At 40.4% G+C, this 16,236-nt stretch carries 15 protein-coding genes; 2 read left to right on the top strand and 13 right to left on the bottom strand.

The features are described from left to right. Window positions 1–17: 17 nt before the first annotated feature. The 3 genes from ACYQ28_RS03035 to ACYQ28_RS03025 all read right to left on the bottom strand — a co-directional run bounded on the left by ACYQ28_RS03035 (window position 18) and on the right by ACYQ28_RS03025 (window position 2,368). A complete protein-coding gene (locus ACYQ28_RS03035; protein ID WP_460047984.1) occupies window positions 18–962 on the bottom strand; it encodes a chemotaxis protein in 945 nt (314 codons plus the stop codon). Between the two features lie 64 nt (window positions 963–1,026). Next, complete coding sequence (locus tag ACYQ28_RS03030; protein ID WP_460047983.1) at window positions 1,027–1,419, bottom strand: glutaredoxin family protein; 393 nt, start codon at window positions 1,417–1,419, stop codon at window positions 1,027–1,029. 40 nt (window positions 1,420–1,459) lie between these two features. Beyond that, window positions 1,460–2,368, bottom strand: coding sequence for an FHA domain-containing protein (locus ACYQ28_RS03025; protein ID WP_460047981.1), 909 nt, complete (start codon window positions 2,366–2,368; stop codon window positions 1,460–1,462). Between the two features lie 215 nt (window positions 2,369–2,583). Here ACYQ28_RS03025 and ACYQ28_RS03020 point away from each other — a divergent pair, with 215 nt between their 5' ends. Both ACYQ28_RS03020 and ACYQ28_RS03015 read left to right on the top strand, forming a co-directional pair. Continuing rightward, entirely contained in the window at window positions 2,584–3,363 is a 780-nt protein-coding gene (locus ACYQ28_RS03020; RefSeq protein ID WP_460047980.1) for a PP2C family protein-serine/threonine phosphatase, read from the top strand. A gap of 11 nt (window positions 3,364–3,374) precedes the next feature. After that, on the top strand, window positions 3,375–5,672 hold the full coding sequence (locus tag ACYQ28_RS03015) for a bifunctional serine/threonine-protein kinase/formylglycine-generating enzyme family protein (RefSeq protein WP_460047979.1): 2,298 nt from the start codon (window positions 3,375–3,377) through the stop codon (window positions 5,670–5,672). Between the two features lie 347 nt (window positions 5,673–6,019). On the opposite strand, the gene uvrB is transcribed toward ACYQ28_RS03015, so the two are convergent. The 10 genes from uvrB to ACYQ28_RS02965 form a co-directional block, all read right to left on the bottom strand. Then, window positions 6,020–8,017 carry an excinuclease ABC subunit UvrB gene (gene uvrB / locus ACYQ28_RS03010; RefSeq protein ID WP_460047978.1) on the bottom strand — a complete coding sequence of 666 codons (1,998 nt, stop codon included), beginning with the start codon at window positions 8,015–8,017 and terminating at the stop codon, window positions 6,020–6,022. A gap of 120 nt (window positions 8,018–8,137) precedes the next feature. Next, window positions 8,138–9,220: a DNA-binding protein gene (locus ACYQ28_RS03005; protein ID WP_460047977.1), complete on the bottom strand. Its 1,083-nt coding sequence runs from the start codon at window positions 9,218–9,220 to the stop codon at window positions 8,138–8,140. A 775-nt stretch (window positions 9,221–9,995) separates the two neighbouring features. Next, window positions 9,996–10,385 (bottom strand): hypothetical protein, encoded by a 390-nt coding sequence (locus ACYQ28_RS03000; protein ID WP_460047975.1) that lies wholly within the window; start codon window positions 10,383–10,385, stop codon window positions 9,996–9,998. A 1,011-nt stretch (window positions 10,386–11,396) separates the two neighbouring features. Then, window positions 11,397–11,657 (bottom strand): hypothetical protein, encoded by a 261-nt coding sequence (locus ACYQ28_RS02995; protein ID WP_460047973.1) that lies wholly within the window; start codon window positions 11,655–11,657, stop codon window positions 11,397–11,399. Between the two features lie 75 nt (window positions 11,658–11,732). After that, window positions 11,733–12,521: a DUF2071 domain-containing protein gene (locus ACYQ28_RS02990; protein ID WP_460047971.1), complete on the bottom strand. Its 789-nt coding sequence runs from the start codon at window positions 12,519–12,521 to the stop codon at window positions 11,733–11,735. Window positions 12,522–12,629: 108 nt separating this feature from the next. Next, window positions 12,630–13,289 carry a hypothetical protein gene (locus ACYQ28_RS02985; protein WP_460047970.1) on the bottom strand — a complete coding sequence of 220 codons (660 nt, stop codon included), beginning with the start codon at window positions 13,287–13,289 and terminating at the stop codon, window positions 12,630–12,632. A 95-nt stretch (window positions 13,290–13,384) separates the two neighbouring features. After that, complete coding sequence (locus ACYQ28_RS02980) at window positions 13,385–13,687, bottom strand: hypothetical protein (protein ID WP_460047968.1); 303 nt, start codon at window positions 13,685–13,687, stop codon at window positions 13,385–13,387. 520 nt (window positions 13,688–14,207) lie between these two features. Further along, window positions 14,208–14,741 carry a metal-dependent hydrolase gene (locus ACYQ28_RS02975; RefSeq protein WP_460047966.1) on the bottom strand — a complete coding sequence of 178 codons (534 nt, stop codon included), beginning with the start codon at window positions 14,739–14,741 and terminating at the stop codon, window positions 14,208–14,210. A gap of 149 nt (window positions 14,742–14,890) precedes the next feature. After that, window positions 14,891–15,538 (bottom strand): class I SAM-dependent methyltransferase, encoded by a 648-nt coding sequence (locus ACYQ28_RS02970; RefSeq protein ID WP_460047964.1) that lies wholly within the window; start codon window positions 15,536–15,538, stop codon window positions 14,891–14,893. Between the two features lie 9 nt (window positions 15,539–15,547). Then, on the bottom strand, window positions 15,548–16,207 hold the full coding sequence (locus ACYQ28_RS02965; RefSeq protein ID WP_460164686.1) for a hypothetical protein: 660 nt from the start codon (window positions 16,205–16,207) through the stop codon (window positions 15,548–15,550). Window positions 16,208–16,236 lie beyond the last annotated feature (29 nt).

Here is a 16,236-nt window from a genome sequence, read left to right as displayed (position 1 = left end):
ACATTGAAATGCCCACTTTAGTGGGCATTTTCTTGATGTCTGGCTACGAGCTTTTGAACCGCCTTGGCCACTTCGTCAGGTTTGAATTTAGATAAGAATTCATCACACCCTACTTTATCAACCAACGCTTGATTAAACGCGCCGCTCAGTGACGTATGCATGATGATGTAGACATCTGCTAGCTCTGGGTCACTGCGCACCTCGTGAGTTAACCGATAGCCATCCATTTCGGGCATTTCTGCATCAGTGATCATCAATAGCAAAGATTCGTTGATGGGTTTGTCTTTCGCTAATTTTTTGAGAACCTGTAAACCCTCTACGCCATTTTTAGCTTGGATACATTTAAGGCCTAAATTAGCGATCGTAGAGGTCAGCTGATTTCGTGCAGTCGCTGAGTCATCTACGGTAAGAACTTTTAAATCGAGAGATTGAGCATACGTCCTAAGATCTTGGTTTAAAACATCAGCGGAAATATCTGTTGTATAAGGAATTATTTCCGCTAGCACTTTCTCAACATCAATAATTTGTACCAGCTTATCGTCTAAATTGGTAATTGCCGTCAAAAAATTATTGTTGCCGCTGCTCAAGGGCGGTGGCGAAATCTTCTCCCAATTTAAATTCACAATTCGATCAACCTGCCCGACCAAAAAGCCTTGAACAGAGCTGTTATATTCACTGACGATGAGATTCGTTGGTTGACCCGAACCAAATAGCGGACGGCCACCCAAAGCAGACTGAAGATCGATAACCGCGAAGCTCATGCCGCGGATATGGGCCACCCCGCAGATTGCCGGATGACGATTAGGAACAGCGGTAAGTGGAGGAAGTTGAACAACTTCTCGTACCTTGAACACGTTGATAGCGTATATCTGACGGGAGCCTAACTTAAAGAGCAACAACTCCAGTCGATTTTCACCAACGAGTTTGGTTCTGCTATCGATAGTTTCTAACAGTTTGGACATGCTGCGTCGATTCCCAAATCAATGATGCTTTAAGTTTAGCAGTTCAATGGAAATCGGCTTTTTTTTAGATATCTTTAATTTGTGATAGCCAGTTTTCGATATCTTCCGTCGAAAAAGGCCAATAGAGGCAAGTGTCTTCCAATCTTATGGATTGCTGCACCACACCGACCGGGGTATCAACTAACGGAATTGTCTCAGTATCGTTGCCCGTAATTGACTCCAAAGGACTTTCTGGAATAAGCCAATTAAACCTCTTCAACACATCGCCAGAGACCAACACAGGAATATGTACCGAGAAGGTGTTCAGTAGATAGGCGTGATTGATAATATCCCACTCCAAAACTTTTAGTTGATGGCGGCTCAATACTGGCCACAACTCAACTTTTGCCTTTTCGCACAACGAGCAGCCCAGAGTGGTGAGCAAAACAACGTGATCTTGGTTTGGAACTACACTCATAAATTCACACATTCACATTCCAATCGGCCTTTAAAAAGGCTCAAAAAACAAACAGAAGCGCAGACACCAAAATAAGTGCTAGCACCAAAGAGCCTATCAAAAGTAATTTAATACCTACCCCGCCGTCATCATCTCTATTAACGGAAACGCGAGAATTAGTGCGTTCTACGTTACGCGCAGTTGAATTGGAAAAACTTACAGACACAGGCTTTGCGGGTTTTGGCTTGATATTTTCTGTTCGAACTGATGGCGCACCTGCTTGAATCATTTCTTCTGAAATGGCAGATCTAACCATAGTTTTATCGGAATCGTTCTGAGGTCCATTGACCTTAAATGTTAAACTGTCAAAACGAAGTTCATCACCGGGATTTAAAATAGTCGTGGAGATGGGTCTTCCATTGACATAAGTGCCGTTCGAAGAATTTAAATCAGACACCTCAAGCCGATTATTTCCTACCAATCGAAATTGCGCATGATGGCGCGACAAATGTGCCAGCAAAATTACAATGTCACAGTCTTTTGCACGCCCTACCGTAAAACCATCACGAATGTCATAGTGATTTTTCGATAAACCCACTTGTTGAGCGGTAATCGACCAACCCGAAGGTTTAGCAATATTATTTGTGTCAGATACAGAGGTTGCCGGATGTTTTATCGCCGCCTGATTTTTTGGATCGATAATTTTTAACCGCGTTGAGCCTAGGGTAATCTCATCATTAACGTAAGCACGCACTTTTAAACCTATGCGACTGCCATTCACAAAAATTGCTTGCTCACTTCGTTTATGAATGAGCAAATCTTCGCCACGAACAAAAATTTCTAAATGACAAGCATCTACATTTGGATCGTGAATGACTAAATTGTTGGTTGAGGAACTACCAACTGATACTTTTGGCTCAACTAACCAAATACCATCTTTGTTGTCTCCTACAACTTTAAGCTTGAGCATGCCTAATCTCTTAAAATCCTGTAAAAATTAGCGATTAATTTACCTTAACGGATAACCTGTTACCATAACTAGGTCTTGCATATAGGCTAAATTGATTTTAGGTTTATGATGAATCTTATTAAATTTAAACCGTCAGTATCTGCACGGTTATTTATTTTTCGGTGTCCTGTTAAATAAACTACAAGATAGCTAATTTGAAAACGTGAATAGTTAATATGCCATTAAACTACGCAGCCGAATCCCATTGTGGAGCTGTGAGAACTAACAACGAAGATTCTTTTTCAGCAGATGCTGACATGGGTTTATTTATGGTCGCCGATGGTATGGGTGGTCATAAAGCCGGAGAAGTCGCATCTGCGGTCGCAATTTATCAAAGCCGTCGTTATTTGAACGAAGGACTGAGTCTAGCCGATGCGTTGAACCAATCACATAAAGATATATTAGAAGTTGGAAGCGGTATTAACAAAATCGGGATGGGTTCAACCGCGGTAGCACTTCAAAATTACGGTAGAAGCTATGAAATCAGCTGGGTTGGCGATAGCAGAGCTTATCTTTGGGACGTAGATGATGGCAGCGGCAGATTATCGCGATTAACTCACGATCATTCATTCGTACAAACCTTAATCGACCAAGGCCAAATAAGCGAATTAGAAGCGCGCCATCACCCCCAAAGAAATGTCATCACCCAATGTTTGGGTAATCCTCAACAAGACCAAGTTTATCCGGGTTCACGTACGTTTAATTGGAAACCCAATCAATGGATTTTACTGTGCAGTGACGGCCTTACCGGTGAGTTACAAGATGAACAAATTGCGCACATTTTGGCGGGATCATCAGACTTACAAGAAGCCGTAAAGTATCTAATGAATCAAGCCATAGCCAATGGCGGTCACGACAACATTAGCATCATCATTATCGAAACACCTGCCAAGGCAACCAGACTGAGCAAATTTCGGTCACGAGTTAATGCTTTATTCAATCGCGATAAAAGTTGACCGGCACACTCATGGAATTACCTGGCTATAAAATTCTAAAAAAAATAAACCAAGGTGGAATGGCGACGGTTTATTTGGCCCTACAAGAAAGCTTAGACAGACGTGTCGCGCTAAAAGTAATGTCGCCAGTATTAAGCGCCGACAAGGGATTTACCGAGCGCTTTCGCCGCGAAGCCAATATTGTAGGTCAACTCTCACATCCCAATATTATTGCGATTTACGACATTGATGAATACAAAAAAATCAAGTATATCGCCATGGATTATTTACCAGCGGGATCGGTCACCGATCGAATCCACGAAGGTATTTCTGCCCAGGAATCGTTAGACATTGTTCGCCAAATGGCCTTAGCGCTAGAACATGCCCACGATAAAGGTTTTATTCACCGCGATATTAAACCAGAGAATATTCTCTTTAGAGCCAATGGCATTCCAGTGCTGTCGGACTTTGGTGTTGCCCGAGCCGTCTCAAGCAATACTCAAATGACAAATGCCGGCACTGTGCTCGGCACGCCCAACTATATGAGTCCTGAACAAGCGCGAGGTAAAGAACTTGACGGACGTTCAGACCTGTACAGCCTTGGCGTTGTTTTTTACGAAATGTTGGTTGGTCATCCGCCCTATCAAGCAGAAGAAGCGGTCGCTGTCGCAATACAGCATTTAACTGCTCCGATACCTAAACTGCCTGCTGAGCTTTCGGTGTATCAGCCGCTCATAAATCGCCTGCTCGCCAAAAAACCGGAAGATCGTTTTCAATCCGCGCGAGAAGTGATCGATTTTATTGACAGCTTTAACGCAACACTGGCAATCCATAAACGATCGTCTGGAAACGCTCCAGAAATTTCAACCTACGATTTATTTAAAGCATTAATCGCCACCAGTTACGCCCACATTACAAGCTCTATTAAAAAGAAAATAGGCGCAGGCCCTACAGTTAAAAAACTAGAGACCGAAATCAGTGAAATAACACCCACCGAAGTAAGGCCCCATATATTCGGTGCCGGCGGACTTGGCGTATTAGTCTACCGAAGAATTAATATACGATTAGCCTTAACAATAATAACCGTGGTAATTGCGGCCGCAATTGTAATTATCTGGGCAAGTATGGGTTCTGATTCAAGCAGTCAAGTTAATGACATAGATACCGTTATTGATAATCCTAAGAATCAAATAACATCTACTGAAAATAGCGCTAACTCAGAAAATACTCAGCCTCTTGATGACGGTATAAAACATTCAGCAAATGAGCCTCAAGAGCTAGCGATCGCGCCGGAAAACAACCCTGAGACATCTGTAAATACAGCGGCCACCTCTGGATCTGTGGAGCAGCCAACAACAAAACCGTCACCCCAAAAACCGACAAAATTTTCGGTAACGGTAAAAACACAACCTAAAGATGCGCTTGTTCGAATTATGAATATTCGCGAACGTTATCAAGATGGAATAAAACTCGCGCCCGCAAGATATCTTGTCAACGTCACAAAGTCTGGCTACTTTGATTTTCAACAATGGTACGAAGTGACCAATAACAATCTAACCATTGAAATTAATTTAACTAAAAAACCCACGGCGGGAAAAATAATTCAACACAAACTTGCTGACGGCACCAATGCTCCAGAAATGATTGTGATTGAACCCGGAAATTTCATCATGGGTAGTGTCAGTTTTCCAGACACACAACCAAGACGCGAAGTGTCTGTGGATCATTATTTTGCCGTTAGCACGACCGAAATTACCTTTGAAGATTTCGATAAATTTACGCAAGCGACACATTCAGATTTTATTGGTGACCAAGGCTGGGGACGAGAAAAGCGCCCAGTCATAAACGTTACTTGGTTGCAAGCCACAGCCTACACGCAATGGCTATCCAAACAAACCCAGCAAAAATATCGCTTAATTACCGAACTTGAATGGGAATATATTGCGAGCAATTACGGTAACCAAGAATATCCTTGGCCCGGCGAAGAAGAAGATGGACGCGAAAAAGCCAACTGCCGGTCGGGATGCAAAAGTACATTTTCAACATTTTTAACGCGAAAAACGGCACCAGCAAAAACTTACCCGCCCAATACACTTGGAATATTTGAATTAGGCGGTAACGTGGCCGAATGGACGCAGGACTGTTATTACCCTTCCTACGATTCTGCGCTCAATAAAAACACCGTAGATTGCGAATTTCACTCGGTTAGAGGCGGTAGCTACCTCGACAAAATCGATGAACTGAATGTGTTCAGGCGAGAAAGTTTTCCAGGTGATCAGTTTGAACGTGATTTAGGTTTTAGAATTGTGTTGGAATTACCCGGTATCTAAACTGGAAAAACAACCATGATCTAAAAACAAATTTGGTGCGATATTAAAAGCAGAAATACCGTCGTTATTAAAGACAGATACACCATAAAGAAAACGCTGACTAACTTAGAAGAACCTCTGATTAACTCATCCGAAAATTAGTCAGAGGGCAGAAATTGACAATGCGATTTCCAATTTCTTTAAAATTTCAACCACTTATAGTTCTTGAAATTAGCAACACATCCTTGTATCGAAAGAAACTCTAGGTTAATCAGAACTTCCTAGAGTTTCCTCTATTTAAATTAATACTGTTTTGCAAAGCTTATAACAAAAGCTACTGGCTCGGTTTAATTTGCCGAGCCACTTTGTTACATTTTATTTTTTAGCGTTTGAATTTTATCGCGATATTGAGCGGCTCGTTCGAATTCCAAGTCTTTCGCCGCCTGCATCATCTTCTGCTCAAGCTGGCCGATGGTCTTCCAAATATCCTGCCCTTCTTCAATTTGAATTTCATCTTTCGATTTTTTGCCACGCTTACTGGACTTAGAACCGCCACTCGCCGAGAAATGCGCACCTTCCATAATATCGGCAATACGCTTCTTAATTCCTTTTGGCGTAATTCCGTGCTCTTCGTTATACGCTATTTGTTTGGCACGGCGACGCTCCGTTTCATCAATAGCGCGTTGCATAGATCCGGTTATTTTCTCTGCGTATAAAATAGCACGACCGTTTACATTTCGCGCCGCCCGACCAATGGTTTGAATCAATGAGCGATCCGAACGCAAGAAACCTTCTTTGTCGGCGTCAAAAATCGCTACCAGAGAGACCTCTGGCATATCTAAACCTTCTCGCAGTAGGTTGATACCAACCAACACATCAAACTCACCCAAACGAAGATCACGAATAATTTCTACACGCTCAACCGTATCAATATCAGAATGCACATAACGCACACGAACACCGTGATCTTGCAAATACTCGGTAAGATCTTCGGCCATGCGCTTAGTTAATACCGTTATTAAAATACGCTCATCGGCATCCACGCAGCGTTGGATTTCACTCAAACAATCATCCACCTGCGACGTAGCTGGGCGAATTTCAATGATTGGATCAACCAGTCCGGTAGGACGCACCACCTGCTCAACAACCTGCCCTGCATGCTCAGCCTCATAATTGCCGGGCGTGGCAGAAACGAAAATAGTTTGTGGGGCAAGACGCTCCCACTCATCAAAGCGCAAGGGCCGGTTATCTAATGCAGATGGCAACCGAAAACCGTATTCAACCAAGGTTTCTTTTCGGGAGCGATCGCCGCGGTACATTCCGCCAATTTGCGGAACAGTTACATGAGATTCATCAATAACCAGCAACGCATCCTGAGGTAAATAATCGAATAACGTCGGCGGCGGCTCACCCGGATTACGCCCAGAAAGATATCTAGAATAGTTTTCAATGCCCGTGCAGTAGCCTAACTCCTGCATCATCTCTAGATCGTACTTGGTACGCTGCTCAAGACGTTGTAACTCAACCAATTTATCCATATCCCGCAGCTGAGCGCGGCGATCTTCCAATTCTTCTTTAATTAAATCGATGGCAGACAGTATGCGACTACGCGGCGTTACGTAATGAGATTTCGGATAAATAGTCACTCTTGGAAGCTTACGAAAGACCTCTCCTGTTAATGGATCAAAAACAGAAATATTATCGACCTCATCATCAAACAGCTCCACACGGATAGCATCACGGTCCGAATCAGCCGGATAAATATCAATAACCTCACCACGCACACGATAGGTTGCGCGGTGAAAATCGGCGTCGTTACGCGTGTACTGAAGCTCGGCTAAACGCCGAAGAATTGATCGTTGATCTATGTGATCACCGCGCACCAAATGCAAAACCATTTTCAAGTAAGAATCGGGATCACCCAAACCATAGATGGCAGAAACCGTCGCAACAACAATGGCATCATTGCGCTCCATCAATGCTTTGGTGGCCGAAAGCCGCATTTGCTCGATATGTTCGTTAATAGAAGCGTCTTTTTCGATAAAGGTATCGGAAGAAGGCACATACGCCTCTGGCTGATAATAGTCGTAGTAGGAAACAAAATATTCCACAGAGTTGTTTGGAAAAAACTCTTTAAATTCACCATACAACTGCGCAGCCAACGTTTTGTTGTGCGCCATAATCATGGTGGGACGCTGTATCTGTGCAATAACATTAGCGATGGTGAAGGTTTTACCTGATCCAGTAACACCCAGCAAAGTTTGGTGAGCAAGGCCGGCTTCAATACCTTCTACCAGTTGTTTGATGGCCGTTGGTTGATCACCGGAGGGCTTAAACTGACTTTCGACGACAAATTCTTTATTCATGTAATCTCTAATTAACGTTTTGCTCGAAATTTTATTCGAGCGAACCGAAAGCAAAGCAGCAAACATAACACAAAGCACCGGCAGGTTTCTGCCCAGTGTTTATTCCTTATTTTGCTTTTGTTACTCGGCAATCCCGGAACCCGAACCGTGCTCATTCTTATCTTGAATAGGTTCTACCTGAGATTTATCCAGCATTTTGACCATAACCGATTCTAAAGTGGTCTTTTCAGTTCTGAGCTCGACAATTGTAATCTCGCTTTGCCGTAGCTCTTGCTCTAAACGCTTTACAGTTTCACGCGCACTATTAAGCTCACGCTCACCGCGTTGATGGCTACTATGCAGCTCCGCCTGACTCTTCGACAACTGATCAGCCAAGTCACCATTGTTTTTTTCCAAACCCGCTACCCTGTCACGAGCGGCCGCAAGCTCCCCAGCTAAATTCTGATGTTGCTCGATCGCTTGCTTATACTGCAACTCGAGTGATGCCTTTTCAGCCACCAACTTGGTGTTTGCATTGGTTAAATTACTGATCTCAAGCCGCTGTAGAGAAATCGTTTCAGACAGAGCCTTGGCCTCCAACTGCCAATGCTGTACCTCAGCCTCGTGTCTACGCAAATCTTGATCGCGCTGTTCCTTTACTGAGGCTCGGTAGTGCTCTAACGCCTCTCTGCTGTGTTTGTGCTTTTCTTCAAGAGACTGAATTTGTGATTTCTTTTCATCCAGCGATACCGACAATCGACCGTGCTCAAGGTTGATAGATACCAATTGCTGCTTTAATGATTCGTAATCGGTAGATAACGCTTGAAACTGTTGCGTTAAATCATCAAACGCTTCCGTTTTAACGGCTAACAACTGATTTAAATGGCTCTCCGATTGTACAAGTGCGTCTATTTTTCCAACCAACGCATGCTGTTGGTCAGCAAAATCGTGCTCCACTCGAGTAATTTGCACCTCGGCCTGCTGCTGCAATTGCATCGACAGTTGTTTAACCAACTCTAAAATTGGCTCTGCAATACTCTCTTGCTCACTCAAAACAGCCGTATCTTGAGATTCAATCTCTCTCAAAAAACGATGGATTGTCGTTTTTGATCCCGTGTTTCCTAACTCAGCGCGAACCGCATCAATGGTTGGATTACCACCCTTCGAAATCACAGATTCTCTGGCCAATTTCACAGATTCTAGATCAATTCCCGGTCTCGCCATATTTCATAGCCCAAAGCAGTTTGTTTATCATATCGTACCATTACGTATTTGATATTACATACTATATTTAAGCGAAATTAGTAGTAAATAAAAATAAATATAAGATTAAATAATCTAATATTATTTAATCTTATATCAAGACAAGATCATTTTTTAACCAAAAATACTTCAAAAATACACCTCACCATCAAACCCAAACCAAACTACAAGCTAAGAATTCACCAGCACATGAGCTCGAATACTCCAAAAAAGCGTCTGGGAAACTTCTAATCCAAGATGAAAATAACGCCGGAGCTAGAGGCAGAAAAATACAGGGTCAAAAAGAGGCCAAACAAGCAAAGAAGAAAAAGACATTACCGCCGAAACCGCAATGTTGCTCACTAGGATCTGAAGAATGAGTAACGGGCAAAATATGGGACGCAAAAATACTAGATGTACGAAATATCGAATATCTCTGCTAATACAGATAAGTAACCTACAACACAGGCAGAAATATGGAGAACAAAAACAAACGAGAAGTTGCCGAAGTAGAACTCTTCAACAAAGCTTATGGAAGAAAACTCTAAAACCGCCTTCCCAACCGTTGAACGCTAAAAACTGAAATGAAGCCCTAACGCTAACGTCACATAGAAGCAGGATGTGGCGCAAATTTTAAGAACGGTAAATGGTTAAAATCGTAAAGAAATTGAAATAGCAGTTGCAATTTCTGCCTCTAATTAACTCATTTAAGAATTAATCAGAGGCTCTCAGAACATTCAGCAACGGCCCATCTAAATTACAACTCACCTTTTGTGTATGTACCCTGTAATAACTCACAACTCGATTTCAAACCTTCGGCTTCTTCTGGAGATCTTTTGTAATAGAAGTAAATAGCTTTTGCAGTTTGCGTGTTATCACATTTTGCTTGAAAAGGTTCTGGACAACTGGCGAGATAAGTAATTTTTGCGGCAGGCCCTCCCAGATCAACCGCCGCTTGAGAAAAGCCTTCGCACTGCGCTATAAAATTATCCTTTCCCATGCCGGCATTTTGAACACAATCTTTAACTTCGATATTTATTCCTAAAAAGACAGCGTTTGTCTCAAGAAGACAGGCTTCTTCAGCCAATACGTTCATGCTAAAAAATGATTGACAGATAAGTGCGATAACTAAAGATTTTTTTAACATACATTAAACTCTAACCTTAAAGATAGACACAACTAAACAATAGGAACCCCTGATTAACTCATCCATGATTTAATAAAAGGGCAGCACTCGCCCCGCCAACATTGGCAATACAAAAACTTGCACACAATGAATGCCGCCGAGTAATTTTGAGGTTTTTAATATATCCAGAAGCGGATAGATACGCACAAAGAATATACTTAAGCATTAAAAAAACAAGATGCTAAGTATTAAAAAGTGTTGGCCACCGAATTACCTAACTATGCACTTTTCTTATTAAAGGAAGCTCTGATTAACCCAGAGTTTCCAGCGACACAAGAATGTGTCGCCAATTTCAAGAACGGTAAGTGATTGAAATTGTGAAGAAATTGGAAATCGCATTTTCAATTTCTGTCCTCTGATTAAATCAGGGATGAGTTAATCAGAGGTTCCTAAAGGAAACTTAGATTAATCTGAACCCTATACAAGACAAGAAAGCATTGTGAACCGCATCAAAAAAACAACTAAATTTGCGCAACATTGAGAATTGTATTTTTATTTATTTGCCAAACAATTCACTAAAAATGAAATAAATCAATATTTTTGAAAGCCGTTTAGATCAGATTTTGAAGTTAAGATTTGTTGATTCCAGCTTTCCAGCGTCCGTTAAAAGTAAAGGAAACTCTGATTAACCTAGAGTTTCCAGCGACACAAGGATGTGTCGCCAATTTCAAGAACCGTAAGTGATTGAAATTGTGAAGAAATTGGAAATCGCATTTTCAATTTCTGTGCTCTGATTAAATCATGGATGAGTTAATCAGAGCTTCCTAAAAACACCAACATACAAACCGTAAAAAATAGTTAAGCCATCATACACGCTATTATTGCAACGCAAAAAAATGCTTGGTTTCTCTATCAGCCTAGGGGAATTCTTTTTCATAAAGTACCTTATCACAAGCCTTGCAAGATGTTCTTATTCTTAACGTATAATCCACAAATAAACTTATAAACTTATAAACTTATAAACTTATAAACTTATAAACTTATAAACTTGGCAACTTTACCTCCAAACAGTAAAAAATAAACTACTGTAAGAACCATTATTATCAGCTCTTGAAATACACCTAGATCGTATTCAAATGAACTTATAATCACGGCAACTATAAATGAAACAAGCCATACGGGCACCATAGAAACCAGCAACAGGAACACAAAACCAACCGCATCTATCGGAGCAACCCTAAAACTAAAACCTATTCTTCCTCGTTTGCCACAAATATCACATCTATGAATCATATTACTCTCATTTAATAGCTCAAACCAAAGCACGTACCAATGGGTTTCGATGATTGGTTATTGTTATTCAGATATTCACTCAATTACGGTTGAGGGCAAATAAATCGTAAACTCATTTATCGGCTCGATTAAAACGCTGTACGGTGAGCTTTGTTCTGCTTTTTCTACAAGACCTAGATTCGACAACAGCTTAAATTCAGCCGACTTTAATCTACCCGGTTTAACGTCTAACTGCTTATGCCAAACTCGATAAGTACCTAGTTTATTGTCTCGTCGATAATAAAAACCCGCCAAAGGATGCGTAAGATAAACAAGTGCAGATTCAACATCTGGAAACCCCGGAAAATTAAACGTATCAGACTCGGATTGACTCAACTCTACCGAAGCCGCCGCCCATTCAGACGTTGTTTCCATTTGGTACTTGTCGTACAAACCGCTGGTCTCGTTTAAGACGCAGTTGAACCTAACCCTGCCCGCATGCCATGGCAGATTCCATAGATATCTAGGTACCATGAGCGTCCACGAATCCAAGGTCGTACCAAGAAACCACACACAACGCTCGCCCGTTTCGGTATCGATAATATAAATTCGATAGTTTGTTTGTCCCATGGTAAATTTTGGAAACGGAAATACCGCCGATGTAAAATCGACATCGACAAAAGGAACAACTGAAATAAGTCCCATTGATTGGCCATTAACCTCAACCGTATCTAATTTAAAACGTTTTGGAAAAATATCGTCAAATCGCTCTTTGGGTACAGCGTAGGTAATAATGGCAAAATGCTTTAAACCACACAAAACGTCTATTCCGTGTGGTTTTGGTCTTTCCGTTAAATAGTCTTTTATTTTTAAAGATGTTTGCACAAAATTTCCTCTAAAATAAGCGTTACAGAAAATTTTGATTTTCTGTTAATTATTAACTTACCACGACCATAAAAGACCCAACAATATCGCCATTATAACACTAGTCGTTTATTCATTATTTTTATACCTCTCAGCCGTTATAAGCTGATACGCCACAGAAAGAGCAGCCACTTCATAAACAAATAAAAAGGCAGATATTGCGCTAGATAATAAAGCACTGTAGGGAACAAAACTTAAAATATAAGTGGGAATTGCTAACACTGTTGGAAATACTATTACCACTAAAAACATTAGAACTTGATGACTTTTTGTAAGCTCCCAAGATAACTTAAAAGAAACGCCTTTATCAACGGCAATGCCCGGAAAAACCAAACAAAACCGACCCGCAAACCAGCAGATAATGATTAACGATGCAAGACTGCCTAAAATTGGTATAAAGTTAAGCAACACCATTGGAATACCCATAAGCACGATTCCAACAGCATGAAGAAAGAAAAAGGTTTCTCGTTTCGTCCATGCAGTAATTCCCCACCTAGAAACCGAATTAGGCCCCAACAATATAATTCTATGGGTTGTAATAGCAAAAACAGCCAAAATTGCTAAACGCACTACCTCAACCACAACAGCCAAAACACCGGTAACTGCCATATATTGTGTAACACCCAGTAAAACGTACGCTAAAAATGGCAAAGCCAATGCTCTTAAAAGCACCCTTTTGTATTCATCAACAAAATAGAAAGCTCCTGCAATAACCTTTTTAAATTCCATAAATCATCCTAGCAACCACTCGGTAATAGCCTAATATTGAATAGTTCTACAGGTAAAAATACCGATTTCAACCGAAAAAAGACGTTATTTACCAGCTACTCGAAATCACCACGCAGCCTTTTAATACCATTTTCAATATCTATATTTACCCTTGATGTTTTAAGCATTGCTTTTTCTTTAGGAATACGAACAAATACATAGAAATCAACTTCATTATGAGCCATTGATTGATAATGTAACTCTGTACCCTTAGGGAGCCGCCCGTTTTCACCATCCACCATAATCTCTATTGGTTCATTGAGTAAAAACCTAGAACCGTTAACAAATTGCCAACTGGCAGTAACATAACCAATAGAGAAAACCAGAATTAAAACAAATAACCTTACAAATACTTTCATCAAGTTAAATTCCTTGATAACACAAAAACACCCCGTTAAAGACAAGTACAACTTTAAAACAAAAATCAAATACCAATAAGATAAAAACTTACCACACTTTTATGTAATCAAAGAAGCGTATACGGATGGAATTCGGGCAAAGAGCGAGATCTAAACTTAATACTTTAGTTTATAGAAGCTCAAATTCGTGAAGATATAAAATAACCGAAGAGTGATTTAATACTGCTAGAAGGGATAAGGTGCTGAATTTTACCAGTCCTAATTATTGGAAATTTAAGTGGAGTAATTTTTCAGGCGATATTAATGTTTAGATAATAAAACGAGAAATATTGGTTACTGTATTAACTATTTAGCACTTTAGGTTACAAAAACTTCGGCTACCAAGAACATTGAATTTCTATAACAATGCAATATTTAAATTTACCAAGAACAATACAAAGAACACACATAACACCCTAACCAACGCTAGGTCGTAACAAGATCAAAGTCCAGCTAGCTGGACTAATACTGCTTTGCCCAGTTATGTGATTTTACGTACGACTTGTATAAATGCCTCATTTGCTCTTTTAGAAACTATTTCAAATGGCGACCTTAGATATACCTTTGCGAAGAAAACTACGCACACTAAAAGCGATAGACCTATTAAAATATTTGGCCATGCATTTAGCTCCCATTGATATCGCCAAGTAATGGCCAATTCGTTTGAAAATGGTTGCAAGTAAGGAATCGGCCACTGGTAGCCATCTGGGCCTTTTGAACCTATTAGATCGCAGAATAAATGCAAGTGAAAGACTGCGAACGATAAACATGCCGCCTGTATTTTGTTTGTTTTAGCAATAAAATACGTAAATACAGTTACAGTAATGCAAAAACCGATATTATGTAATGAATGATGAAATTGCCCCCAATAATTTGTAGCGTTCTCAGTATGTTTCATTATCAGATCTATAAACAGACCAAAACCATCAATGTCAGGTGCAAGGCCTGACAAGGTTACCAATGTCCGCTCTCGTACATTACCTTTAATAAGGTTTGACGAAAGCCAACTCATCATTAAATGGCTACCGGGGCTAATAATTCATACTCCTTCTCAAATAACGCCGTGGTCAGTGAGCCAGTGTAGTGGAGCAATTTTTACGATAAACAGGGTGAAGCGATATTATAAAAATTGCAGAGCGTAACTAACTCCACTGCACCACTTTGCTAACAATCTGCATGTGCCTCGGTAAAAGTGCTTTCACCAATAACCCAAGTACGGCGAATACTGTAATAGTTTTCCTTTAGAAGGCATTCAATTCGCTCGCGATCTAAAATTCCGTAATAAGAGTCGCACCTCTTGCCACTGTAAAGGTAACCATAAAGCCACTTCTTTCCTAAAGTATATTTTTTGAAATATGAACTTCTGTGTTGATTTACAAAAAAAGCATATCCATTTTCCTTAAGTAATTCACGTATTCTTCTTAAAGCATCTTCTAAAGCAATATCACATGGTATTGCAGAGAGCACATTGGTACACGTTACGATGTCATACCTTTTCTTGTGAGTTTCTAATTTTTCCGCAGCTACCGTTTTACATCCAGCGTAGTTTTTTTTCACATATTTTCGCACACTAGTAATTTCGCCACGGATAACTTGCTCCCGGCCAATCTGTATTTCAGAATCAACGAATGTCACTTCAGAGGCGACTTTAACGAGCGTATCAGAATAGCGTAGTTTGCCACAGCCATAATCAAGAATCGAAGGACGGCCAGATATAGTTTCAAGGTAATCGTTCACTGGCTTTGATTTTTGGGTGTGCGGTTTTGCCGCGTTCTCATATCTTATTTCGGTATTTTTTATAATGTAACGCAAAACTATTTCCTATTGCCTCATGAACGCTCTTATAGCAGTTTCAGGTATTTGCTTAGCTTGATCCGTAGACTTGTTTGTCGTTACAAAAAACCAATGCAGAACTGTGACAATAAACACTAATACACAATACCAAAGAAGTTTATCAGAAGGCAAACTCCCATTGCCAATATACAGTGTAATTGTTACCACTAAGACAACAATAAAATGTTCAAACATGCCCCAAAATTGAAGCGCATAACGCCAAAAAACATGAATATAATGTTGATCGATATTTTTGACCTCAGGGTAATATAGACCTGTCATTATCTCTCTCACTTTTTCTCGAGAAAGTTGTGGCGTAGGTCCTATTCTTTTTAGCATAGGAACAACTATAAAATACTTGTCCCATAGGTATCGCAACTGAATAACTTTAGATATTTTATTATGTACCTCAAACACGCTACTCAAAAAAAACGCTAGAAGTGCTCCTCCAAATGGAATAACTCCAAATGATAACATCCACTCAATTAGTTCTTTGTAATCTTTGATTGGCGGTATCAACTTCCCATCGATCTTTACCATAGGAATTACTTCTAACACTCTCAATACTATTAAATATACTAGAGTTGTAAAGAAAGTTAGTCTCCCTAACTTAGAAAGCATTTGGTTATAGTTCTGTGGTGATACCATGTTACTATCTCTTTAATATGCCTGAGGAC

It is taken from the genome of Sessilibacter sp. MAH1 (assembly GCF_054658315.1).
This window is presented reverse-complemented; position numbering and strand designations above follow the sequence as displayed.

Excerpts from the sequence above, each read along its gene's own strand:
- ACYQ28_RS03000 (WP_460047975.1), bottom strand. The coding sequence starts at position 10,385 with ATGTTAAAAAAATCTTTAGTTATCGCACTTATCTGTCAATCATTTTTT.
- ACYQ28_RS03015 (WP_460047979.1), top strand. The coding sequence starts at position 3,375 with ATGGAATTACCTGGCTATAAAATTCTAAAAAAAATAAACCAAGGTGGA.
- ACYQ28_RS02975 (WP_460047966.1), bottom strand. The coding sequence starts at position 14,741 with ATGATGAGTTGGCTTTCGTCAAACCTTATTAAAGGTAATGTACGAGAG.
- ACYQ28_RS03025 (WP_460047981.1), bottom strand. The coding sequence starts at position 2,368 with ATGCTCAAGCTTAAAGTTGTAGGAGACAACAAAGATGGTATTTGGTTA.
- ACYQ28_RS03005 (WP_460047977.1), bottom strand. The coding sequence starts at position 9,220 with ATGGCGAGACCGGGAATTGATCTAGAATCTGTGAAATTGGCCAGAGAA.
- ACYQ28_RS02985 (WP_460047970.1), bottom strand. The coding sequence starts at position 13,289 with ATGGAATTTAAAAAGGTTATTGCAGGAGCTTTCTATTTTGTTGATGAA.
- ACYQ28_RS02980 (WP_460047968.1), bottom strand. The coding sequence starts at position 13,687 with ATGAAAGTATTTGTAAGGTTATTTGTTTTAATTCTGGTTTTCTCTATT.
- ACYQ28_RS02995 (WP_460047973.1), bottom strand. The coding sequence starts at position 11,657 with ATGATTCATAGATGTGATATTTGTGGCAAACGAGGAAGAATAGGTTTT.
- ACYQ28_RS02965 (WP_460164686.1), bottom strand. The coding sequence starts at position 16,207 with ATGGTATCACCACAGAACTATAACCAAATGCTTTCTAAGTTAGGGAGA.
- ACYQ28_RS03035 (WP_460047984.1), bottom strand. The coding sequence starts at position 962 with ATGTCCAAACTGTTAGAAACTATCGATAGCAGAACCAAACTCGTTGGT.
- uvrB (WP_460047978.1), bottom strand. The coding sequence starts at position 8,017 with ATGAATAAAGAATTTGTCGTCGAAAGTCAGTTTAAGCCCTCCGGTGAT.
- ACYQ28_RS03020 (WP_460047980.1), top strand. The coding sequence starts at position 2,584 with ATGCCATTAAACTACGCAGCCGAATCCCATTGTGGAGCTGTGAGAACT.
- ACYQ28_RS03030 (WP_460047983.1), bottom strand. The coding sequence starts at position 1,419 with ATGAGTGTAGTTCCAAACCAAGATCACGTTGTTTTGCTCACCACTCTG.